22 protein-coding genes, 1 tRNA gene and 1 pseudogene are annotated in these 20990 nt (G+C 59.5%); 10 read left to right on the top strand and 14 right to left on the bottom strand.

Annotated elements, in window-relative coordinates; translation table 11 throughout:
• The first annotated feature begins 227 nt into the window (after positions 1-227).
• A complete protein-coding gene (locus tag ACK6D9_RS13285; RefSeq protein ID WP_412048871.1) occupies positions 228-644 on the top strand; it encodes a MarR family winged helix-turn-helix transcriptional regulator in 417 nt (138 codons plus the stop codon).
• A 114-nt stretch (positions 645-758) separates the two neighbouring features.
• Complete coding sequence (locus ACK6D9_RS13290; RefSeq protein WP_412048872.1) at positions 759-1667, top strand: DMT family transporter; 909 nt, start codon at positions 759-761, stop codon at positions 1665-1667.
• 23 nt (positions 1668-1690) lie between these two features.
• Here ACK6D9_RS13290 and ACK6D9_RS13295 read toward each other — a convergent pair whose 3' ends face one another.
• From ACK6D9_RS13295 to ACK6D9_RS13305, 3 genes are all read right to left on the bottom strand, one after another.
• Positions 1691-3175, bottom strand: a complete 1485-nt coding sequence (locus tag ACK6D9_RS13295; RefSeq protein ID WP_412048873.1) for a carboxypeptidase M32 — start codon at positions 3173-3175, stop codon at positions 1691-1693.
• A gap of 137 nt (positions 3176-3312) precedes the next feature.
• Positions 3313-3867: an AAA family ATPase gene (locus ACK6D9_RS13300; RefSeq protein WP_412048874.1), complete on the bottom strand. Its 555-nt coding sequence runs from the start codon at positions 3865-3867 to the stop codon at positions 3313-3315.
• Positions 3868-4077: 210 nt separating this feature from the next.
• Entirely contained in the window at positions 4078-4764 is a 687-nt protein-coding gene (locus ACK6D9_RS13305; RefSeq protein ID WP_412048875.1) for a DedA family protein, read from the bottom strand.
• Here ACK6D9_RS13305 and ACK6D9_RS13310 point away from each other — a divergent pair.
• Positions 4756-5004, top strand: a complete 249-nt coding sequence (locus ACK6D9_RS13310) for a hypothetical protein (protein WP_412048876.1) — start codon at positions 4756-4758, stop codon at positions 5002-5004. The two genes, ACK6D9_RS13305 and ACK6D9_RS13310, sit on opposite strands and share 9 nt — an antisense overlap.
• The gene (locus ACK6D9_RS13315; RefSeq protein ID WP_412048877.1) at positions 5004-6092 is read left to right on the top strand and encodes a CaiB/BaiF CoA transferase family protein; all 1089 of its coding nucleotides are present in this window, start codon (positions 5004-5006) and stop codon (positions 6090-6092) included. The genes ACK6D9_RS13310 and ACK6D9_RS13315 overlap by 1 nt, the downstream gene beginning before the upstream one ends.
• 42 nt (positions 6093-6134) lie before the next feature.
• Here the strand turns inward: ACK6D9_RS13315 and ACK6D9_RS13320 are convergent, their stop codons facing one another.
• From ACK6D9_RS13320 to ACK6D9_RS13360, 9 genes are all read right to left on the bottom strand, one after another.
• A complete protein-coding gene (locus ACK6D9_RS13320; protein ID WP_412048878.1) occupies positions 6135-6653 on the bottom strand; it encodes a YbaK/EbsC family protein in 519 nt (172 codons plus the stop codon).
• Positions 6650-7498, bottom strand: a complete 849-nt coding sequence (locus tag ACK6D9_RS13325) for an MBL fold metallo-hydrolase (protein ID WP_412048879.1) — start codon at positions 7496-7498, stop codon at positions 6650-6652. Before ACK6D9_RS13325 ends, ACK6D9_RS13320 begins: the two co-directional genes overlap by 4 nt.
• Positions 7471-8253 carry a TatD family hydrolase gene (locus ACK6D9_RS13330; RefSeq protein WP_412051810.1) on the bottom strand — a complete coding sequence of 261 codons (783 nt, stop codon included), beginning with the start codon at positions 8251-8253 and terminating at the stop codon, positions 7471-7473. Before ACK6D9_RS13330 ends, ACK6D9_RS13325 begins: the two co-directional genes overlap by 28 nt.
• Positions 8254-8258: 5 nt before the next feature.
• Complete coding sequence (gene metG, locus ACK6D9_RS13335) at positions 8259-9803, bottom strand: methionine--tRNA ligase (RefSeq protein WP_412048880.1); 1545 nt, start codon at positions 9801-9803, stop codon at positions 8259-8261.
• A gap of 100 nt (positions 9804-9903) precedes the next feature.
• The gene (locus tag ACK6D9_RS13340) at positions 9904-10929 is read right to left on the bottom strand and encodes a DNA polymerase III subunit delta' (protein WP_322989096.1); all 1026 of its coding nucleotides are present in this window, start codon (positions 10927-10929) and stop codon (positions 9904-9906) included.
• On the bottom strand, positions 10926-11606 hold the full coding sequence (gene tmk / locus ACK6D9_RS13345) for a dTMP kinase (RefSeq protein WP_322989095.1): 681 nt from the start codon (positions 11604-11606) through the stop codon (positions 10926-10928). Before tmk ends, ACK6D9_RS13340 begins: the two co-directional genes overlap by 4 nt.
• 127 nt (positions 11607-11733) lie before the next feature.
• Positions 11734-12891 (bottom strand): D-alanyl-D-alanine carboxypeptidase family protein, encoded by a 1158-nt coding sequence (locus ACK6D9_RS13350; RefSeq protein WP_412048881.1) that lies wholly within the window; start codon positions 12889-12891, stop codon positions 11734-11736.
• Between the two features lie 123 nt (positions 12892-13014).
• Positions 13015-14076: a septal ring lytic transglycosylase RlpA family protein gene (locus ACK6D9_RS13355; protein WP_322989093.1), complete on the bottom strand. Its 1062-nt coding sequence runs from the start codon at positions 14074-14076 to the stop codon at positions 13015-13017.
• A gap of 222 nt (positions 14077-14298) precedes the next feature.
• Positions 14299-14694 carry a hypothetical protein gene (locus ACK6D9_RS13360; protein ID WP_412048882.1) on the bottom strand — a complete coding sequence of 132 codons (396 nt, stop codon included), beginning with the start codon at positions 14692-14694 and terminating at the stop codon, positions 14299-14301.
• A 285-nt stretch (positions 14695-14979) separates the two neighbouring features.
• On the opposite strand from ACK6D9_RS13360, the gene ACK6D9_RS13365 reads away from it, so the two are divergent.
• From ACK6D9_RS13365 to ACK6D9_RS13375, 3 genes and pseudogenes are all read left to right on the top strand, one after another.
• Positions 14980-15069: transfer RNA gene (locus tag ACK6D9_RS13365), tRNA-Ser, on the top strand.
• Between the two features lie 310 nt (positions 15070-15379).
• Positions 15380-15721: a hypothetical protein gene (locus ACK6D9_RS13370; protein ID WP_412048883.1), complete on the top strand. Its 342-nt coding sequence runs from the start codon at positions 15380-15382 to the stop codon at positions 15719-15721.
• A pseudogene (locus tag ACK6D9_RS13375) lies at positions 15722-16805 on the top strand (IS3 family transposase); the annotation flags it as partial.
• Positions 16806-16885: 80 nt separating this feature from the next.
• Here the strand turns inward: ACK6D9_RS13375 and ACK6D9_RS13380 are convergent.
• Both ACK6D9_RS13380 and ACK6D9_RS13385 read right to left on the bottom strand, forming a co-directional pair.
• On the bottom strand, positions 16886-17113 hold the full coding sequence (locus tag ACK6D9_RS13380; protein WP_412048884.1) for a thioredoxin family protein: 228 nt from the start codon (positions 17111-17113) through the stop codon (positions 16886-16888).
• Positions 17114-17126: 13 nt separating this feature from the next.
• The gene (locus tag ACK6D9_RS13385; RefSeq protein WP_412048885.1) at positions 17127-18125 is read right to left on the bottom strand and encodes a permease; all 999 of its coding nucleotides are present in this window, start codon (positions 18123-18125) and stop codon (positions 17127-17129) included.
• A gap of 559 nt (positions 18126-18684) precedes the next feature.
• Here ACK6D9_RS13385 and ACK6D9_RS13390 point away from each other — a divergent pair.
• From ACK6D9_RS13390 to ACK6D9_RS13400, 3 genes are read left to right on the top strand one after another with little or no spacing between them, the layout of a single operon-like run.
• Positions 18685-19611 carry a sulfurtransferase gene (locus ACK6D9_RS13390; protein ID WP_412048886.1) on the top strand — a complete coding sequence of 309 codons (927 nt, stop codon included), beginning with the start codon at positions 18685-18687 and terminating at the stop codon, positions 19609-19611.
• On the top strand, positions 19611-20753 hold the full coding sequence (locus ACK6D9_RS13395; protein WP_412048887.1) for a YeeE/YedE family protein: 1143 nt from the start codon (positions 19611-19613) through the stop codon (positions 20751-20753). The genes ACK6D9_RS13390 and ACK6D9_RS13395 overlap by 1 nt, the downstream gene beginning before the upstream one ends.
• Positions 20750-20914, top strand: coding sequence for a hypothetical protein (locus ACK6D9_RS13400; RefSeq protein ID WP_412048888.1), 165 nt, complete (start codon positions 20750-20752; stop codon positions 20912-20914). The genes ACK6D9_RS13395 and ACK6D9_RS13400 overlap by 4 nt, the downstream gene beginning before the upstream one ends.
• Positions 20915-20990 lie beyond the last annotated feature (76 nt).

Below are 20990 nucleotides of genomic sequence, written 5' to 3' on the forward strand. Positions count from 1 at the left end.
TATGCGACGGCCGACTTCGGGCACGCGCGGAGCTGCGGCGATAACAGGAATTGGCCTTACAGGCCATCGTGCTGCGACGCCAGAAGTCATGCGGTGAAATCCATTCCGCCGAACCAGCAGAGGGAAGGGGGGGGCACCATTGCCAAGAATAGCACGCTATGTAAATATACATAGCGCACTAATGGGGTTGCCGTAAAATGGTTGATGCTGGAGAATCTGTCGGACAAATGGCTGCGCATCTGGCGCGGATTCACAATGCCTGCCTGAAAACCCGGCTACAGCCGCTGGGGTTGTCGCCGGCCCAGTTCCAGGCGCTGGCGGCGCTTGATCTGCACGGCGAACAAACCCAGCGCGCCCTTGCCGGTGTTCTGGCCGTCGAACAGGCGACCATGGCCAACACGCTGTCGAGAATGGAGCGTGACGGCCTGATCGAGCGCAAACCGCATCCCGATGATGGGCGGGCGCAACTGATCCGGTTGACAGCCAAAGCGCGCGAACTTGCAGAGCCGGCAAGGCAAGCAGCACGGTTCGCCGATCAAATGCTGCTTGATGGCTTGCCGGTGGCCGAACAGGCACTTTTTGTCAGCATGTTGGGCCGGGTGATCGGCGCGATGGAAAAGGCCATTCGTCGTTCGCCGGGTTGAAATCTCGCCGCACCAAAAATTGTCAGCATTCCAATTGCTTGCAAAAGCGAGTAGGGACGGTGGTGCCCGTCAGGCGGGACATCCCATCCAATCCGACAATCGGGAACGGCTCTAATGGACAATACGCGCGGCATTGTGCTGATGGTGCTCGGCATGCTTGGTTTTGCCGCCGAAGACATGTTCATCAAGCTCGCCTCGGCCGGGCTGCCGGTGGGTGAAATACTTGCCATCCTCGGTATTCCGAGTGCCATTTTGTTTGCGGTGCTCGCGCGTGCACGCGGCGACAACCCGTTCTCGCGTGACTTTCTGCATCCTGCGGTGCTGATCCGCAACGTGTCGGAAATGTTCGGTTCGGTCGGTTTCGTGATGTCGCTGGCGTTGATTCCGCTGGCCACGGCCATCACAATCCTTCAGGCAACGCCGCTGTTTGTGACCATGGGCGCAGCGCTGGTACTGCGCGAAGCCGTGGGGTGGCGGCGCTGGACGGCGATTCTGGTCGGGTTTCTCGGCGTTGTGCTGGTGATCCGCCCGGGGCTGAGCGGGTTTGATCCCAATGTGATTTGGGCGGTTATTGGCGTCATCGGCCTGTCGATCCGGGACCTGGCAAGCCGCAAGGTGCCGAAAGCGATCTCCTCGCTGCAACTGGCCGTCTGGGGATTTGCAGCCGTGGGAATTGTTGGCCTGTTGATGATCACGATCACCGGCGGGGCCAAAATGCCGACCGGCAGCGAATCGCTGTACCTGCTCGGCGCGTTTATAATTGGCAGCATTGCCTACTGGATCCTGACCGAGGCCACGCGCGTCGGCGAGATTGCGGTCGTCACACCGTTTCGCTATTCGCGGCTGGTGTTTACCACCATTGTCGGCGCCATCGTGTTTTACGAGTATCCAGATACATATACGCTTGTCGGCGCCACGATCATCATCGCCACCGGGCTTTACACGCTGATGCGCGAACGCAAGCGCCGTCGCCAGGAGGCCGTACGCGCCAAAGCAGAGGCGGCCGCGTCCGGCATTTATTGACGGCAGGCTTTTGGTAGTGCCAATCAGGCCCCGTAACGGGCCTCAAGATGGGCGATGAAATACGCCGGATTGAGGTTCTCGCCGGTGGCCTGGCGAAGGATCTCCGGGGTTGAGCCCATCGACGCCTTCATCCAGATATTGTCGCGTCGCCAGGAATTTACGGTGGTAAAATCACCTGCCGCGATTTCTGCGTTGATATTGGGGTGAGACCTTGAAATCGCCGCCCATTGCTGCGCCGCCATCAGCGCGCCCAGCGTATAGGACGGGAAATAGCCGAAGGCGCCTGACGGCCAGTGGACATCCTGCATCGGGCCATTCTGTGGGTCATCCAGGCTGGAGATGCCGAGATAGTCGCGCATCTTGGCGTCCCAGGCCTCGGGCAGGTCGCGGACCTCAAGCCGGCCCGCCAGCAGATCCTGCTCAAGCTCGTAGCGCAGGATCACATGCAGCGGGTAGGTGACCTCGTCAGCGTCAACCCGGATCAGCCCACGCTTGACCTGGTGCACATGCGGCAGCAGGTCATCCATCGCCCAGTCCTCGCCAAGATGGCCTGCGACATGTGGCAGCGCGAATGTCCAGAATGCCGGATTGCGGCCGATCTGCTTTTCGACAAACAGGCTCTGGCTTTCGTGGATCGACATCCCGCGCGCCTTGCCCGAGGGCCAGTGCGCCCAGTCTTTCGGCAGGTTCTGCTCATAAAGTCCATGGCCGGTTTCGTGCAGGATTCCCATCAGCGCCGGCAGGAATTCATCGGTGCGGTAACGCGTGGTCAAGCGCACATCGGTGGGCACACCGCCACAGAAGGGATGATCCGACACCGACAGGCTGCCATGGTTCATGTCGAAGCCCACCGCCCGCATCATTTCGATGCCGAGTGCCTTCTGCTTTTCAACCGGACAGTCGCCCGACAACGGCTTCAGTGGTCTCTTGACCTGCTTTTCATCTTGCACATTCAAGGCCTTGGGAACAAATTCGACCAGAAACGCCTTCAATTCCGCAAACACCGGGGTAATGGTTTCGGTGCGGTTGCCCGGATCGAATTGCTCCATCAACGCGTCATAGGGCGCAAGCCCGAGCACCTCGGCGCGCATTGCCGCTTCCTCGCGCACAAGATTGACCACGCCTTCAAGCGCGGGCAGAAATCCTGCCCAGTCACCCTTGGGCCGCGCAGTGCGCCACAACTGCTCCGAGCGCATGCCGGTGCGCATCTTGTGCTCGACAAAATCAGCGGGCAGGCAGGTTAGGTTGACATAGCTGCGTTCGAGTTCGACAACGGCTGTTTGTTGCGCCTGATCCAGCGTCTCTGTCTTGGCGGCCTCGATCCAGTCTCGCACCTGTGGCGCCGTGGCCTGGCGGTGATGCATGCCCGACAAACCGGCCATCGCCTCGGCGCGCTGTTCGCCACCGCCGGGCGCCATCGCCGTTGCTTCATCCACGCCCAGTATCGACAGCGCGTGTTCGAGCGCTGTGAGGGATCGGCAATGGGCGTCGAGCTTGGCGAATGACATGATTGGCTCCGGAGTGGGTTGGACGCCAACCCGGATAGGCCAAGCCGCGATGCGCCGCAAGGGTCAACGGCTTGCGATCTCACACTGAAACAATGCTACGACAAACCGGGGCAGGCGCTTGCACCCGCGGTTGGCTGTCAGGCTTCAACCGACGCAGGACCGGAACGTTGCAGGGCCTCGATGACAAAATCCGCACGATCGCTCACGCTGGCTTTGGGCAGGATCCGGATGTCATACCCCAACTGCGGATAGACGTGGCACAGGCGCTGATACTCGGCCACGGCCGCTGCGAAGTCATGGCGGCGTTCATTGTCGGTTTGGTAGATTTCCGGCCATGGCGGCGTCATGAAGATGGTTTTGTTATGGGGCCGCGGGCTGAACTGGCCGGGTGTCAGTGTTTCACCGCGCGCTTGCGCCAGTGCCGAAGCCGCGTCGATGATGCCACGATCAAAAAATACCCAGCCGGTGGCCTTCCGTCGGGCCGCGTGGTCGGCATGCGCCAGTTCCAGTGCACGAAGCGCGAACGCTTCCATGCCTGTCCACGGCAAGGCCGTACCATGTGCTGCGCGTTGTTCCACGACGATGCGACGACCTGGTTCTTCGACGACTGCATGACCGCGCCGCGCCAGTTCATTCAGAATACTGGATTTGCCGCCGCCGGAACAGCCGGAAATGACCACGAAACGATCCATGGGGTATTCTCCTCAAATGCCTGCTTGAAGCGAGTGGCGTGGGATGAGCTGTGGGAGCGGCAGGGGAAACCACTATGCGATCTTTGCGCTGCGGCGCAGTCAGGCTTCTGGTTCGCTGCTGTTTGTATGTGGATGCAGTGATGCGTCCGTACACAGCAAAACAAAGATCGCATAAGATGGATTATGGAACTGAAGGGTAACTCTGCATGTTCAAGACGTTGGCCTGATAGCCTGAGCGTTGGGCCGAACTTTTAACGCCAGTGGCCCGGGAAACGCGATCTCGGCGCGCAGTTGAAGCTGCTTTTCGTGGTGACGGAAAAACATCAACCCGATGACTGCCAGTACCAGACCGGCCACCAGCAAGGACAAGCCAACCGGCGCTGCCAGCCTGGTTATGGATTGGCCGAATGTATAGGCGCCGAGACCGAACACGGATGCCCAGCATACGCCGCCCAGCGTGTTCATGACCATGAAGCGGCGCCATTCCATCTGATTGGCGCCAGCAAGCAGTGCCGCGAAGGCCCGCAAGAAAGCGACAAAGCGACCGAAGAACACGATCTTGCCGCCGTGCAGCAGAAACAGATATTGGCCGACTTTCAGGCGCGGCTCATGGAGGCGGACATGACGACCATGGCGGACCAACAGGTTGAAACCGATTGTGCGGCCGATCAGATAGCCGATATTGTCGCCGATCACGGCTGCGAGTGCCGCAACCGCGATGATTGAGGCGATCTCGATTCCATGGGTTGAACCGGCATAAAGCGAAGCCGAGACCAGCGCCGTTTCTCCAGGTACCGGCACGCCCATGCTTTCAATCGTGATCAGGACGAACACGACCCACAGCCCATAGGCTTGAACGAGATCGTGCACCGGGGCGCCGGAGAGAAAATGCAGCATTCCTTGACGTCCATTCTGCGTCAACTCCGGGCCAGGCTGGCCCGTCTCACCAGTATTCATCCCGGCTTCAAACACCCGTTTGACGTCACCGTCGAGCTTTTTCTCGCCAATCTTCAGGCGTTCCGCGGTTTTTGCGTTGCGTGGTCCGGCATGGATGTCGCGCTTGCATCGACGTATGTCCCATGTATGAAAGGGTTTCTTGGCCCAACGAACCGATCTCCAGACAAGGACCAGACCTGATGCTCGAAGGTTTGCGTATCATAGAAATCGAAGGCCTCGGTCCGGCGCCATTTGCCTGCATGCTGCTCGCCGACCTCGGCGCCGACGTCATCGTGGTTCATCGGAAGAATGGCCGTCCGGCACCGGGCATGCCGGAATGCTCGCTGATCGATCGCGGCAAACGGTCAATCGAGCTGGATTTGAAATCTGCCGACGATGTGGCTGCGCTGAAAAAGCTCATCATCCGGTCCGAAGCGCTGGTCGAAGGTTTTCGTCCCGGCGTCATGGAGCGGCTGGGTCTGGGTCCGGATGACCTGGCCGCAGTCAATCCGGATCTGGTCTATGGCCGGATGACCGGCTGGGGCCAAACCGGTCCACGGGCTCAAACCGCAGGTCACGATCTCAATTATGTCTCGGTCTCGGGTGCCGCCTGGTACGCCAGCAATTCTGGCGAACCACCTTTCACGCCGCCAACACTGGTCGGCGATATTGGTGGCGGTGCGCTCTATCTGGTGGCTGGAATTCTCGCAGGCGTCATGGCAGCGCGCTCAGGCCGCGGCGGCACGGTGGTCGATGCAGCCATTGTCGACGGATCTGCGCATATGATGAACCTGCTGATGGCGCTGGCGCAGACCGGTGGCCTGTCAATGACGCGTGGCCAAAGCCTGCTTGATGGCCCGCACTGGAGCCGCACTTATGCCTGCGCCGATGGCGGTTTCATCTCGGTGCAATGCCTTGAGCCGAAATTCTACGCCGAATTGCTAGCCCGGCTCGAACTCTCTCAGGATCCCGATTTCACGACCCAGTTCGATAAACCTCAATGGCCGCGCCAGACAGCGTTGCTGGCCGGTATTTTCGCGCGACAGTCCCGCAGCCACTGGGAACAACTGTTTGCTGGCTCAGATGCATGCGTGGCCCCTACCCTGAGCCCCGTTGAAGCGATGGCCGAGCCGCACATGGCGGCCCGCAATATCTGGCAACAGATTGACGGCGCGCTGCAGGCAGCCCCGGCGCCACGGTTTTCGACCCGTCCGGACGCTGCGCCCGGGGATATTCCGGTGCGCGGTCAGCACACAGAAGAAATTCTCGATTGGTGGGACGCCGATTAAACCCCGGCGCAGCTTAGACGTCTCGGAGCAACGGCAAGGTGCTTAGTCTGAGGTGCGGACGTCGATGATGGCCGCTTCAATGGCCTTGGCCAGTGCCGACGGATCCACGCTGAAAACACTGTCCGGACGGCCGGCCGCAGCCCACACCTGCGCGTGATCAAGAAGTGTCCGGTCCATATAGATCGGTATCGGCGCCAAATGGCCGATCGGCGCCACGCCGCCAATGGCAAAGCCTGTCTCGTCGCGGACTCGCCGAACCTCGCAGCGCGTAAACGACAAGCCGTAATGGCTTGAAATATAAACCATATCAGCGTTGTGTGCGCCGGAAACCAGCATCAGATTGAGTTGGCCTGTTGCCTGGTTTTCAAAAACCAGCGATTTGACGATTTGGGCAACCTTGCAGCCCGCGGCATCCGCCGCTTCCTGCGCGGTGCGGGTCGATTGCGCCATCTTCATGATGCGGATCGACAGCCCTGCATCAGTGGCCGCTGCGGCCACCCGCGCCATGCTCGAGCCTGCCGGTATCAGATCCGGCGTCATTTCGGTCGCAGTTCCGCTCATGCATTCACCTCCACCTCAATAGTCAATCCGTCATACCCCGGTTCGACCCGATCAGGCGTTTCATTGAGAACCGTCTCGTAATCGAGCGGCACATGCATGTGGGTCAGGATGGCGCGTTTCGGGTCAATTTTTTCGATCCACCACAGTGCCTGATCAATCGACAAATGGCTCGGATGTGGCTTGTACTGAAGTGAATCGATGACCAAGACGTCGAGATCTTGCAGTCTCTCCACAGTGGTGCGCGGGAAATCGCTGACGTCGCAGCAATAGGCGAAATCGCCGATACGGTAGCCAAGCGACCGGATCGAACCATGGGCCTGATCGAGCGGTTGTATCTCTATGGTTCCGCCCTCGCCCGTGATCCGGATTGGCTCATCCAGCGAGTTGATCAGCATAGGCTGGGTGATCGGCGGGTATTCGCTGCCAGCCGGCGTTTCCAGGCAATAACCGAACCCGGCACGGATACGCGCCATGGTTTCAGGATCAGCGTGGATCGGAATCCGCTTGCGTTGCGACAGCGCGAAGCCGCGCAAATCGTCAATCCCGTGCACATGGTCGGCGTGAGAATGGGTGTAGAGAACCGCGTCGATGTTGTGCACCTTGTTGGCAATCATCTGCTCGCGGAAATCCGGACCTGTGTCGACCACAATGGTGGTTTCTCCGCCATCCGCGGCAATTTGCCGGATCAGAAGTGCTGCGCGGGACCGCCGGTTCTTCGGGTTCGTCGGATCGCATGCGCCCCAGTCGCCATTGACCCGCGGAACACCCGGCGAAGAGGCGCAGCCAAGAACCGTGAACTGACGACGAACCGGCCCCGTCACAGCTTCGGCATCTTCGAAAAGCAACGAAACGCGTTCTCGGTCGTAATCCGGGCCATCTCCTCGTAGGAGACGCCTTTGACTTCGGCCAGAACTTCCGCCGTGTTGACGACATAGGACGGTTCGTTGCGCTTGCCGCGCCAACGCTTGGGCGCAAGGTATGGCGCATCAGTTTCAACCAGCAGCCTGTCCATCGGTACGGTCTTGGCGATGTCACGCAGCTCGGTCGATTTCGGAAATGTCAGAATGCCCGAGAAGGACACATAGCCGCCAAGCGCCACGCCGGTATCTGCCAGATCCTGACCCGCCGAAAAGCAATGCAGGATGAAGGGGAAGGCCCCCTTCCCTGTTTCTTCGGTCAGGATCGCCGCCATGTCCTCGTCTGCGCTGCGGCTGTGAATGACCAGCGGCAATTGTGTCCGCCGTGCCGCTTCGATGTGACGCCTGAAGCCGGTCTTCTGATCCTCGGGCTTTTGCGTGTCGTAGAAATAATCCAGACCACATTCACCGATCGCCACCACCTTTGCGTTGGCTTCGGCGAGGCGAACCAGATCATCCGACGTCACGTCGAGTTCTTCATCGGCATTGTTGGGATGGGTGCCGACCGAGCAAAACACGCTCGGATAGCGCTCTGTTAGCGCCAGAAGTGTGTCGAGTTTCCTGACCCGGGTCGAGATTGTGACCATCTGCTTGACGCCCGACGCGTGAGCACGGTCAATCAACTCGTCGCGTTCAGCGTCGAAATCTGCAAAATCCAGATGGCAGTGGCTGTCGATCAGCATAGGTCTCATGCCTCTTCCGGTGCGACATAGCGCGGGAAGATCGGCGCGGGCTTGTCGATCGGTGTGCCGGCCGCCAAACGCCCGATCTCACCAAGAGCGGTGAAATCACGCTTGTCCGCAGGAGCCGCGACCAGGTCGAGCAGCTTGCCCGCCGATTCCGGCATGAACGGCAGCAACAGGATCGAGATCTGACGCACGGTTTCTGCCGTCACATAGAGCACTGTTTCCATCCGCGCCGGATCGGTCTTTTTCAGCGCCCAGGGCTCATGGCTGGCAAAATAACGGTCGCCATCGGCCACGACGTCGATGATCGAGGCCAACGCCTTGTGGATCTGAAAATTCGCCATATCCGCGCGTACGCTTTCAATCACATTGTCTATGGTCGCCAGAAGCGCCTTGTCATCTGCGGTCAAAGGCCCGCAGGCAGGCATCTTGGCATCGCAGTTCTTGTTGATCATCGACAAGGACCGGCTGGCGAGATTGCCAATACCATTGGCCAGATCGGAATTGATCCGCGTGGCAATGGTTTCAGGGCTGTAGCTGCCATCCTGTCCGAACGGCACCTCGCGCATGAAGAAATACCGCACCTGATCAAGCCCGTAAGCCTCGATCAGTGCGAAGGGATCGACCACATTGCCGATCGATTTGGACATTTTCTCGCCCTTGACCAGCAGGAAGCCGTGCGCGAACACCTTGGCCGGAAGCGCCAGCCCGGCTGACATCAGGAAGGCGGGCCAGTAGACGGCGTGGAAGCGGACAATGTCCTTGCCGATCATGTGCACGGCAGGCCAGTAGTTCCACTTGTCTGAAGCCTCATCGGGAAAGCCGCAGGCCGTGATGTAGTTGGTGAGCGCATCGACCCAGACATACATGACGTGTTTGTCATTGCCCGGCACAGGAACGCCCCAGTCGAATGTCGTGCGCGAAATCGACAGGTCTCGCAGACCGGATTTGACGAAGCTCGCCACCTCATTGCGTCGCTCGGCAGGCGCCACGAAATCCGGGTTTGTCTCGAACAGTTCCAGCAGCTTGTCTTCATAGGCCGACAGCCGGAAATAGTAGCTTTCCTCTTCCACCCATTCTACGGGCGAGCCAAGCGGTTCACGGCGGACGCCATCTTCGCCAAGAATGGTTTCAGCCTCGTCGAAATAGGCTTCCTGACGCACTGAATACCAGCCACCGTAATTGCCCAGATAGATATCACCATTGGCCTCCATCCGTTTCCACAATTCCTGCACCGAAATCCGGTGGCGTTCTTCCGTGGTGCGGATGAAATCATCATTGGAGCAATTGAGCTGAACCAGCATGTCGCGGAACACGGCGGAGTTCTTGTCCGCAAGTTCAATCGGCTTGATGCCTTCCTTCTCGGCGGTCTGCTGCATCTTCTGGCCGTGCTCGTCGGTGCCCGACAGGAAAAACACGTCCTTGCCGTCAAGCCGTTGGAACCGCGCAACAACATCCGTCGCGATCGCCGTGTAGGCATGGCCGATATGCGGCACCCCGTTGGGATAGAAGATCGGAGTGGTAATGTAAAAACGCTCGGTGCTCATGATTGCCTTCGAATTTCATGTCCGGGGCCTGACCTACTATTGGCTCCATGCCCGCCGCCGTCATAAGCGATAAAGTGGGCCGATGCCATGCCAGAAGTTCCTAGCTGCCTTCAAAAAACAGTGTGAAGACATGCATAACCGTCTGTTTGCGGTCCAGATTATAGGCTGCGGCGGTGGCAAAATGCTCGACCAGCACCGCCGACAACCGCGCCAGCCGGTCGGCTTCCATGAGATCGCCGGCCGCGCCCGCATCATGCGCCATGGCCCGCACACGGTCGACCGTCAGTTCGGTGAAGAACTGGTAGGCCACGTCGCGGTCGCGCGCGGCCAGCGTTTCGGCGAGCTTGTGGATTGGTTCGCGATTGCTAAGGCTGCCGCTCTCCAGAATAGCGACAAAGGCCTCGGCAATGTCGGCGCCACCATAATTGCGCATCAGCAGCGCCCTGGCGACGCTGCCTTCACTGAGCCGAACGATCGCATCGTTCTCGCCCGGAGCGTTGCCCAGATGCCCCAACGCCCGGTTCACATCGGGGGGCGACAATGGCTGCAGCCGCAGCGACAGGCAGCGCGAGCGGATGGTCGGCAGCAACCGGCCCGGCGTATGCGAAAGCACCAGAAACAGTGATTGTTTCGGCGGCTCCTCCAGGATCTTGAGGATCGCGTTGGCGGCATTGCGGTTAAGGTCATCGGCGGGATCGATGATCGCAATCCGCCAGTTGCCGGTGCCGGAGGTCTGGTTGAAGAATTTGCCGGCCTTGCGTACCTCGTCGACGGTAATCACCGACTTGGCCTTGCCGGTCTTCTCATCCACCGGACGCGCCAGATGCAGCAGGTGATGCGACGCGCCCGACGCGATCTGCCGGCTGACCATGTCGTTGGGATCTGGGTCCGCAAGACGGTCTGGTGCTGAGGAAGGATCGGGATGGGAGAGCACGTGATGGGCAAACCGGTAAGCCAGTGTCGCCTTGCCAATGCCTTCAGCGCCCTCGATCAGGATGGCGTGGTGCATGCGGCCCGACCGGTAGGCGTTGGCAAGAAAGGTCTGTGCTGCGTCATGCCCGAAGAGCACGGTATTCTGCGACGGTGGGATTGCTCCCTCCAACAAGCCGTGTTGGGTAGCGTTCATGCCGGATGTTCCGCTGTTGACGTATCCACGTCACCGTTTGGCAGCACCGGCTCCGTTGCTGCCAGGATTGCCAGCGCGACGGCGTCTTCAGACTGGTTGGCGTTGATTAGCTTGCAGCGATCCGGTTCGTTGCGGGTCAAGTCCCTGAACGCTTCGCGCCGCTTCTCATGAGTGGCCAATTCTTCTTTCTCGAACCGGTCCGGGATAGCGCCGACAACCTCGCGCGCCTTGGCCCGCCCGAGACCAGCCTCTGCCGGAAGGTCGAGCACCAGCGTCAGGTCCGGCACCATGCCATTGACGGCAATGCGTTCCAGATTGGCCATGAATTGCGGTTCCAGATTGCCGGTGACGCCCTGATAGACCCGGCTTGAATCCATGAACCGGTCGCACAGCACGATCGTGCCCTCGGCAATTGCCGGGCGAATGACTTCCTCGACGTGATCGCTGCGCGCGGCGGCAAACAGGATGGCTTCCATGCGCACGCCGAATTCCTCGGCCGCGCCCGACAACAGTACATGGCGCACGGCTTCGGCGCCAAGCGAGCCTCCCGGCTCGCGCGTGACCAGCACGTCATGACCACGGCGCCTGAGCACATTGGCCAGCCGATGAATCTGGGTCGATTTGCCGACGCCCTCGCCGCCTTCAAATGTGATGAAGCGCCCTGTGCTTTTGCTCACGTCTGATTATCCCGATCGCCGCCAACGCAACCCGCGTCAGGGATCTGTTGTTGGTTTGCTCCCGGCGCACCGGGCTTTCACCGTGTCTAGAGCATATTGCAGCAGAATTGAACGCTTGCAGGCTGTCTTATCGCCAGAATTGCGCAAGTTCGAGCAACGCGTCCAGTGCCTGGCTGTGCAGCGCCCCCTTGCGGACAGCATTGACCGCATAGAGCGGCGTTTCCTGGGACAGCGTATCGCCGATATAGACCTTGAGCACAGCAATTTCGGCGCCCGCCTCGAGTGGAGCGCGCAATGGCCAGTGATAGGTGATTCGCGCGGTCAGCCGATCCGGATTGGTGATTGGCAACAGAATGTCGACCGGGCCCTTGGCATTCAGGACCGCCGGTGTCTCGCCGCCATACACGCCGACTTCGGCAATGGTTTCACCCTCTGAGAAAAGCTGTTTCCGATCGAAGGCGCGGATGCCCCATTCCAGAATCTTGCGGGCTTCTTCGGCGCGCTCGCGTTGGCTCGCCATACCGCTCATGGCCAGAAACAGTCGCCGTCCGTCACGCTTGATCGACGAGACGATGCCGTAACCCGATTCCTCGGTAAAGCCGGTCTTCAGGCCGTCGACGCCGATGTCGAGGCCCAACAACGGATTGCGGTTGCGCTGCGTGATCTTGTTCCAGGTAAAATCAGGCTCCGAGTAATACTTGTAGAACTGCGGATAGGTGGACTGGATATGCCGTGCCAGTGTCACCAGATCCTTCATGGTCACCTTGGAATCGGGATGCGGCAGGCCGCTTGAATTACCGAACACCGAGTCGGTCAGCCCGATGGCGCGGGCGCGCTCGGTCATCAGCCGGGCAAAATTATCTTCGGAACCGGCCATCCCCTCGGCGATGATGATGCAGCCGTCATTAGCCGATTGCACGATCACGCCGCGGATCAGGTCTTCGAGTCGTATCGAGGATTTGAGTTCGGCGAACATGGTGGAGGTGCGCGACGCCGCCCCGCCGGTGCGCCAGGCATTTTCGGAGACCTGAAAAGTGTCGTCCAACGTCAGGCGGCCGCTCTCGATGGCGTTGAACACCACTTCCATGGTCATCAGCTTGGCCAGCGATGCCGGGGGAACCGGGTCGTTTTCGTTCTTGGCGAACAACACCGTGCCGGTGTCGGCATCCACCAGATAAGCCTGCTTGGCGCGGGTCTCGAACAATTGCGCCGAGACCGGTGTTGACAGAATGCCAAGCAGCAAAGTCAGGGCAATAATCAGGCAACCAGAGAGTGGCCGAAACATCATAGCCATCCATCATGGGAGAAGCGATCGGGGCGTGAATCCCATTCTAGCAATCAACCCCATAAAAATCAATGGCTTGGATAAGCGAGTGATATTTGACAATCTGCTTGCGCACGCGTGCTGCTAGCGGCGGTTGTCAGGCTCACGCAAAACTGAATCGAACCGTGCAGCAATGGTGGTTACACGGCCACCCCAAAAGGCGGTGCCGATATCACGCAGGCCGGCGCGAGCCTCGCCGGACTCATCGGCCAGTGCCGCCACCGGGGCCAGGTAGGAGGGCCGCTCCGGTACCACCGGACCGATGGCCGGAAGGGCGGTTCCAAACGGAAAGCCGACAAACGAAGCTGCAGCGGCGCTTGTGACCGGAGCCTGGAACGCGGTGCTGGTGGTGATTGTCACTGGTGGGGCCATCGCAGCGGATGCCGCCTGGACGCCCGGCAGACTGGTGGGCGTATCATTCATCGCCAGCATCACGCCGGTCGCGATATTGCCGCCGATCGGTGCATCGGAGCCGCCTGGCCGGTAGCTTGCCATCAGATAGCGGGTGTCGTCACCCTCCACTGGCGCTCGCCCGACATATTCAACACGGACAGCGGCAACGCCCTCGTGTTTCATATCCAGCAGTTCGGCCGCCTTGTTGGACAGATCGATGATCCGGCCATGGGCGAACGGGCCACGGTCGTTGACCCGGACGATGACCGAATTCCCATTCTTCTTGTTGGTAACCCGTGCATAGCTCGGCAACGGAAACGTCGGGTGTGCGGCAGACAGGTGGAACTGATCGTAAATTTCGCCATTGGCGGTCAGCCGGCCATGAAAATTGGGCCCGTACCAGGATGCAAGCCCGGCGCGGTCGTAGTCAGGATCTTCCTTCGGCGTGTACCATTTGCCCCGCACCCGGTAGGGCTTGCCCAACTGCGCCCGGCCGCCGCCCTTTTTGGGCCGCTTGGAGGCCGAAACCCGCGGGCTGGCCGCGACGCCATATTCGGAAACCGAAAACTTGCTCTTGGTATTAATGAAGGAGCTTGAGGACTTGCCGCTCGATTTGGACGTGGATCCACAACCGGCCAGCCCCACCGAAATCAGCGCAAGGATCGAAAGGCAGGCCGCGCGACGCAGCCCTGCTTCGATGTTGATACGGTATTTCTGTCCCAAGCCGGTACTCGATGCTCTGGCGGTTGCCATTTGGATTTGGCAGCGTGTCCCCTGCAAACCCGTCCCCTTCGAATAATGCGATTTATGTCATTATCGAAGCTTTAATTCGCCGCGCAAGATGGCAAAAATGCGTTGATGGCCCCAATCACCGGCGTTAAAGCGGCCAACATGGTAAAAAGTCCGTAAATAATAGTGGTTTCAGCCCCCTGCCCGGAGTTTCGAACCAGCACCTGGAACCTGAAGTCCCCGCGCTTATCCCTCGATTCGGGCTGTGCCGCGGCGGCCGTCCTGACGAACCCAGTCGAGCGATTTGTCGCCGGTTTTGGTGATCTGAAAGCAGGTAGGTTTGCCGTCATACCAGCTCGGCCATTGCTGGCACAGATTGCCGCCCTTGATCCACCAGCGCCCGGTTTCCCTTGGCGCGAGAAACTTGCCTAGCCCGAGCGCCGTTCCGTCGCCGGTCACCGCCCCCGAACGTTTGTAGGTAAGCGGGAACTCCCCGCCAAACGGCGTCGCCAGATAGATCCGTTTGCCGTTGACGAAATTTTTAAGCTCGCTGCCCGCAAGCGGCTCGGCGCGGGCGCTGGTGGCAATCAGGACCGAAACACTGGCCACCGCCAGAATGAAAGTTGAAAATCGTGCGAACATGCATGGGCTCCTGGCTCAATGGGTTTGACCTGTTGAGCTTTACGCACCGCACCCACGTTCGGTTTCATTGTGGACCGAAAAAATTGCGGTATGGCCAGGTGATTGGCACGGCAAGATGCCCCGGCACGCCGGTGAGCGACAGCTCGGGTCGCAACCTCAAAACAAGTTGACGTACCACCTGAGGCAGGGCTAAAAGCGCGCTCGAACCGCAATCGGGCTGGCGCCCCGGGGCCGGTGCCTGTCCACGGCATTGGTAACCGGAATTCTGCCCAGTCCCGAACATCCGGAGGGGTGGCCGAGCGGTTTAAGGCACCGGTCTTGAAAACCGGCGTGCGGGAGACCGTACCGTGGGTTCGAATCCCACCCCCTCCGCCACAACCACATGAAAACAATAATCAAAATTCGTTGACAGCTCTTTCAGTTTTTTGGAGTGGCGTGCAACATTGTCAACATAAGTTGCAACAATGCTGCAACTGCAGAACTGTTGCAGAATGGCTAATTCGCGGTTGCAAGCGACCTGGAGCGTTTTAGCGTTGGCGACACCTTCGTCGGCGACAACTGCAAGGGGCACGGCTCATTACACGGAAACCGCCGGCGCTTGTCTCATGCACCGTCTGCATCGACCATAAAAAAAGCCGCGGTCAAAGGGCTCGAACCCTGCACGGCTTTTTTAAGGAGATGTTCGATGACTATAAAACACAACGACGCAATTGAAAAATCCATAGAGGATGCGCCGGTCAGCACGCAGAAGGAAAAACCAACGGTGCGTGACGACAGCATCCATCACGGGCTGCTGGCATTCGAAACCCGCTATGAAGAGGCTCAGCGGAAGAAGGCCGAACGAGAAGCTGGACCGGTCGGCCCAGAGGGGTGCAGGCCAAAGACAACTCGACAACAGATAGAGGCTGGTGAACTGCGCCGTATGGTGCATGAGCGGCTAGAGAATGGTTATGTCCTTCCGTTCACCACAGAGATCGCGGGACGGCATCGGCAGCCCTTCGTAGAGCTTGGTCTGAATAGCCCCTAGATTGCTGACGCGGTGCGCCAGATCGGCGTGACACAGCAGACGTTTTATCGATGGCGGAAGCTCTATGGCGGGATGCAGCGATCTCAACTCACTCGGCTGAAAGAGCTGGAGAAGGAGAACCAGCGGCTTCGGCGGGCGGTGTCTGACCTGACACTGGACAAACTCATCCTGACCGAGGCGGCAAAGGGAAACTTCTAAGCCCTTCGCGTCGTCGCAAGTGCATCGACCATGTGCGGCGGGAGCTCGGCGTATCGGAACGCCGCGCCTGCCGCACGCTCGGACAACACCGATCCACACAGCGCAAGGTGCCACAGGGCCGGGCAGATGAAGAACGGCTGACCGATGATATCATCGAACTGGCCGACAAGTACGGGCGCTATGGGTATCGCATGGTCACCGGTCTGCTGAACAACGCGGGCTGGCAGGTAAACCATAAGCGGGTTGAGCGCATCTGGCGGCGTGAAGGGCTGAAAGTGCCACAAAAGCAGAAGAAAAAGGGGCGGCTTAGGCTGAACGACGGATCATGTGTGCGTCTCAGACCGGAACGGCCAAACCACGTCTGGTCCTACGACTTCGTCCAGGATCGAACCGCTGACGGCCGCGTCTATCGGACGCTGAATATCATCGACCACTGCCCGGCAGGCGTTTGCTTGCAAACGGCGAGAGGGAATACACCAGGGAGGCACTCATGATCCGCGTGGACCGCAAGCTCAACTCAACGGACGTGCTGGATGCTCTGACAGACCTATTCATCCTGCGCGGCCCGCCGGAATACATTCGGTCGGACAATGGGCCGGAATTTATCGCCCAGAAAGTACGGGATTGGATTGCAGCTGTTGGAGCCAAGACGGCCTACATAGAGCCAGGCTCACCATGGGAGAACGGATACTGCGAAAGCTTCAACGCCCGGTTCCGCGACGAGCTGCTGAACGGCGAAATTTTCTACAGCCTAAGGGAGGCGCAAATCCTGATCGAGCAATGGCGTATCCACTACAACACCGTCAGGCCGCATAGCGCTCTGGGCTACCGCCCGCCCGCGTCGGAAAGCATTGTCCCGATGGACCAGACGCCCATGATGCACTAACAATCAAACCGGACCACCTGATGGGGGCACGCCAATTCTGCCGTGACTATCGATACGGCGGGCTGTGACGCGGTAGTCGGTCACAACAGCCTTCCGATTTCCTCAGCGGTCAGCACCTTGCCCACCGAGACCAGCTTTTCGTCAATCACCAGGCCCGGCGTGGACATCACGCCATAGCCAGCGATCTCGGCAAAATCCGTTACCTTGACGATCTCGGCTTGCTTGCCCGCAGCTTCGGCCGCGGCCTTTGCATTATCGCCGAGGGCCACACATTTCTTGCAGCCCGAACCGAGGATCTTGATGATCATGGAAGTGTTCCTTTCAGATGAACCAGGAGGTGATGGCGTTGAAGAGAATACCGATTGCAAGGATACCGCCGGTGACGACCGCGAGAAACAGCACCAGCAGCGGTGTCTTGACCACGCGCTTGAGCATGATGATCGAGGGCAAGGACAATGCCGTGACCGCCATCATGAAAGCCAGAACCGTGCCAAGACCGACGTCTTTGCCAATCAGAGCCTCAGCGATGGGGAGTGTTCCGAAAATATCGGCATACATCGGAATGCCGACCACGGTAGCCAGCGGAACCGACCACCAGTTGTCCTGGCCCAGTAACGCCGTGATGATGTTGGCTGGCACCCAATTGTGGATTGCGGCGCCGATTCCGACGCCGATCAGCACATAGAGCCAGACACGATGGACAATTTCTGCCACCTGTTCACCTGCGAAGGCCAGTCGTTCAGCCCGCGTCATGGTCTCTTCATTGTCCTGCACAGGAACGTTGCGAACAAAGTCCGCCACCTGATCTTCCATCCCGGCGCGGCCGATCAGCGTACCGCCGACAACCGCCAGCACCAGTCCCACCGCGACATAGGCCAGTGCAATCGACCAGTTGAAAATCGACGCCAGCAGGATGACTGAGGCCAAATCCACCAGCGGCGAAGAAATCAGGAACGAGAAGGTGATCGCCAGTGGCAGCCCGGCCGCCGTGAAGCCGATAAAGATCGGGATCGACGAACAGGAACAGAATGGCGTGATGGTTCCCAACAGGGCAGCGAGCGTGTTGGCCCAGATTCCGGAACGCCCCCCGAGAATGCGGCGCGTGCGTTCTGGAGGAAAGAAACTCTGGACGTAGGAAATGGCAAAAATCAGCACCGACAGCAGAATGAAGATCTTGATCACGTCATAGACGAAAAAATGTACCGACCCGCCAAGGCGTGTCGCCGGATCAAGGCCTGCCGCCGAGACTCCGGCCGTTACAAGCTCGGAAAGCCATTGCATCCGCAGCAGTTGATCGTTCAGCCAACCAAACAAGTTCATGCCGAGATCTCCTCGGATAACACTTTTGCTGGTGTCGTCTTCAAGGTTGCATGGGGGGTTGGTTGAGCCGTGGCAGACGGAAAAGCAGCGATCATGAAGCCTCCAATTCACCCGCATCTGCGCATGAGTCTGAGGTGATGCCGTTGATTTGCATCAACAAGGTGTCATTTTACCCGTGCAACCGCATGCGTCCTTCAACTTTCACCCCACCGTGGTGTCAGTCTCACCTTGTTGCGTCTGACAGCGCCCGGTTGTGAATTTCATGGAGCTAAGTGCCGCTTCAGGTCGGATTGCAGCCATTGACTGCAGCACGGATCGGCAATCCGAGCATTCCGAGCATTCCGCGCAGGCGTGTAGAATAAGTACAAATTTCTCTCAGCATCTGTTTGCGCGGCAATTCTTGCCTGCTCAGCCCATCTCGACACTCGTTTTGTTTTGCCATTTGGAGGTGGCGTGGATTAAAACTCCTGAACGGAACCAGTCTGGCGCCCTCCCCTTTCTTGACACGCGGCATTTGCGGGCCGAGATAACTGCCTAATACTTATATAAAGGTGCCCCCATGAAGATTTTCGCTATTGCCGCGCTGGTCGCTTTCAGCTTCAGTTCCGCCGTATCCGCTGCAGAAAAGTTCGGCCCGCTGATCGACCCGGCTACCCTCAGCGCCGAACTGACCACCGAGGCGCCACTGATCCTCGACATCCGTGGCGAGGCCTATGCAAAGGGTCATATACCGGGTGCGGTATCGGCTCCTTATGCAGATTTCCGTGGACCAAAGGACAATCCGGGACAACTGGTGCCGGAAGCCAAGCTGGAAGCCCGGCTGCAGAATCTTGGTGTGACCTATGACCGGCCCATCGTTGTTGTCCATGAGGGCAATACCGATTCCGATTTCGGAGCCGCCGCCCGTGTCTACTGGACGCTGAAATCCTCGGGCTTGACCCAGCTTGCAATCCTTAACGGCGGCATGACCGAATGGGCCAAGGCGAAACTGCCGCTCGAGACCACCACAGTGATTCCGACCCCGTCAACCATCGACATCACCTTCTCGCGGCAATGGCTTGCCGATACCGACGAAGTAGCCTCCGTCGTCGAAGGTCAGACCAAGGGCTCGTTGATCGACGCGCGTCCGGCGTCATTCTTCAATGGCGATGAGGGCCATGCCGCCGCCGCCCGTCCGGGCACGCTGCCCGGCGCGGAAAATGTGGTGCATTCAACCTGGTTCAAGGGCGGGACCAAGATCGTTGATGCAAAGGATGCGGCCACGATCGCTGCGTCGCTCAGCCTGAAGCCGGACGAGGAAATCGTCTCCTTCTGCAATACCGGACACTGGGCCGCCACCGACTGGTTTGCCATGTCCGAACTCGCCGGGTTGCCGAACGTCAAGCTCTACCCTGAATCGATGGTCGGCTATTCCAAGACCGATCATGAAATGGCCAATGTTCCGGGCCTGTTCAAGACACTCTTTCGCAAAGTCATGGGCAACTGATGTCAACGGCAGTTGAACAAACCATTACGCCTGGCCCCCGGTTCCGGGACCAGGCGCTTCGGCGTAGCGCGCTGTTGATCGGCGCGCTGATTGTGATCATCGCCGTGGCCGCCCTGGCCGGAGCGCGATTCGGGCTGATGTTGTCTATCGGGCTTGGTTTCGGCATTACCCTGGAAGGGCTGCGCTTCGGTTTTGCAGGCCCGTGGCGGGCGATGATCTTGCGCCGCGAACCGGCCGGTATTCTCGCGCAGTTGCTGGCAATCGCACTTGTTGCAGTCGTAGCCATCCCACTTCTGCAAAGCCATTCCGGCGAACTGGTTGGCGCCGAAGCCCCCATCGGCTGGGCGATGATCGGCGGCGCCTTCGTCTTTGGCGCTGCGATGCAGGTTGTGCTTGGCTGTGGATCAGGGACGCTGGTCAATGCCGGCAGCGGAAATGCGGTGGGCCTTGTGGCGCTGCCGTTCTTTGCCATCGGCAGTTTTTTCGGCGCCTACAATCTGTTGTGGTGGACCGATCTCGGCAGTCTGCCGATCATCGTGCTCCGGGGTGGCCAGGGTCTTGCCATCACGCTTGGCCTTCTGGCCGCGGTGGCGGGTTTTCTTTTGTGGCGTGCAGCGCCGGGGACCCGCAAGCTGCCGGCACGCTATGTCGTCGCGGCGCTGATCATTGCCGCACTTGCCATAGGAAACCTGCTCGTCGCGGGACAGCCTTGGGGCGTGGTTTACGGGCTCGGTCTCTGGGTCGCCAAGGGCGCTGTAGCCACAGGCGCTGACCTGGGCGGTTCGGGCTTCTGGTCAGCACCGGGCAATACCGCGCGATTGAGCGAGAGCATTCTGACTGACTACACCTCGTTGACCAATATTGGGTTGATTGCAGGGGCCTTCGTTGTTGCCACATGGCGTGATGGGGGGCTGTCGGCCCCGCTACAGAAATTGCCCGCGCGTGCCTGGATTGCCACGGTGATTGCCGGCTTGCTGCTGGGCTATTCCTCGCGCCTCGCCTTCGGCTGCAATGTCGGCGCGTTTTTCTCGGGCATTTCGACCGGCAGTCTGCATGGATGGGTCTGGTTTGCAGCGGGCTTCGCAGGGTCGTGGGTCGGTGTCGGCCTGCGTCCACGCTTCGGACTGGAGGCGCGCGCATGACGCGGAAACTTACAGCCACCACCGCAATGGTCTTGGTTGCGCTGTTGATCGCCTTTGATCTGTCGGTGGCCCAACCCAACCCCTATGCCCAGCCGCCAATTTTTGCTTTTGGATCAGGCGTGGCGCCAAGTGGCGGCTTCTGCGCCGCATTGCCAAACTGAGCCGGCTTCTGTTCGGCGCCGGATCTGGGCACCCGATGTGAAAGAAAATCTTGGGTGCCCGAAAACCGAGGCGAAC

The organism is Hoeflea sp. Naph1, assembly GCF_046837775.1.
Lineage (GTDB): Bacteria > Pseudomonadota > Alphaproteobacteria > Rhizobiales > Rhizobiaceae > Hoeflea.

Coding starts and splice junctions, on each gene's coding strand:
- ACK6D9_RS13300 (WP_412048874.1), bottom strand. CDS start 3,867: ATGGATCGTTTCGTGGTCATTTCCGGCTGTTCCGGCGGCGGCAAATCC.
- ACK6D9_RS13315 (WP_412048877.1), top strand. CDS start 5,004: ATGCTCGAAGGTTTGCGTATCATAGAAATCGAAGGCCTCGGTCCGGCG.
- ACK6D9_RS13400 (WP_412048888.1), top strand. CDS start 20,750: ATGACGCGGAAACTTACAGCCACCACCGCAATGGTCTTGGTTGCGCTG.
- metG (WP_412048880.1), bottom strand. CDS start 9,803: ATGAGCACCGAGCGTTTTTACATTACCACTCCGATCTTCTATCCCAAC.
- ACK6D9_RS13285 (WP_412048871.1), top strand. CDS start 228: ATGGCTGCGCATCTGGCGCGGATTCACAATGCCTGCCTGAAAACCCGG.
- ACK6D9_RS13295 (WP_412048873.1), bottom strand. CDS start 3,175: ATGTCATTCGCCAAGCTCGACGCCCATTGCCGATCCCTCACAGCGCTC.
- ACK6D9_RS13395 (WP_412048887.1), top strand. CDS start 19,611: ATGTCAACGGCAGTTGAACAAACCATTACGCCTGGCCCCCGGTTCCGG.
- ACK6D9_RS13390 (WP_412048886.1), top strand. CDS start 18,685: ATGAAGATTTTCGCTATTGCCGCGCTGGTCGCTTTCAGCTTCAGTTCC.
- ACK6D9_RS13355 (WP_322989093.1), bottom strand. CDS start 14,076: ATGGCAACCGCCAGAGCATCGAGTACCGGCTTGGGACAGAAATACCGT.
- ACK6D9_RS13310 (WP_412048876.1), top strand. CDS start 4,756: ATGCAGCATTCCTTGACGTCCATTCTGCGTCAACTCCGGGCCAGGCTG.
- ACK6D9_RS13290 (WP_412048872.1), top strand. CDS start 759: ATGGACAATACGCGCGGCATTGTGCTGATGGTGCTCGGCATGCTTGGT.
- ACK6D9_RS13360 (WP_412048882.1), bottom strand. CDS start 14,694: ATGTTCGCACGATTTTCAACTTTCATTCTGGCGGTGGCCAGTGTTTCG.
- ACK6D9_RS13370 (WP_412048883.1), top strand. CDS start 15,380: ATGACTATAAAACACAACGACGCAATTGAAAAATCCATAGAGGATGCG.
- ACK6D9_RS13305 (WP_412048875.1), bottom strand. CDS start 4,764: ATGCTGCATTTTCTCTCCGGCGCCCCGGTGCACGATCTCGTTCAAGCC.
- ACK6D9_RS13380 (WP_412048884.1), bottom strand. CDS start 17,113: ATGATCATCAAGATCCTCGGTTCGGGCTGCAAGAAATGTGTGGCCCTC.
- ACK6D9_RS13385 (WP_412048885.1), bottom strand. CDS start 18,125: ATGAACTTGTTTGGTTGGCTGAACGATCAACTGCTGCGGATGCAATGG.
- ACK6D9_RS13350 (WP_412048881.1), bottom strand. CDS start 12,891: ATGTTTCGGCCACTCTCTGGTTGCCTGATTATTGCCCTGACTTTGCTG.
- ACK6D9_RS13330 (WP_412051810.1), bottom strand. CDS start 8,253: ATGCTGATCGACAGCCACTGCCATCTGGATTTTGCAGATTTCGACGCT.
- ACK6D9_RS13340 (WP_322989096.1), bottom strand. CDS start 10,929: ATGAACGCTACCCAACACGGCTTGTTGGAGGGAGCAATCCCACCGTCG.
- ACK6D9_RS13320 (WP_412048878.1), bottom strand. CDS start 6,653: ATGAGCGGAACTGCGACCGAAATGACGCCGGATCTGATACCGGCAGGC.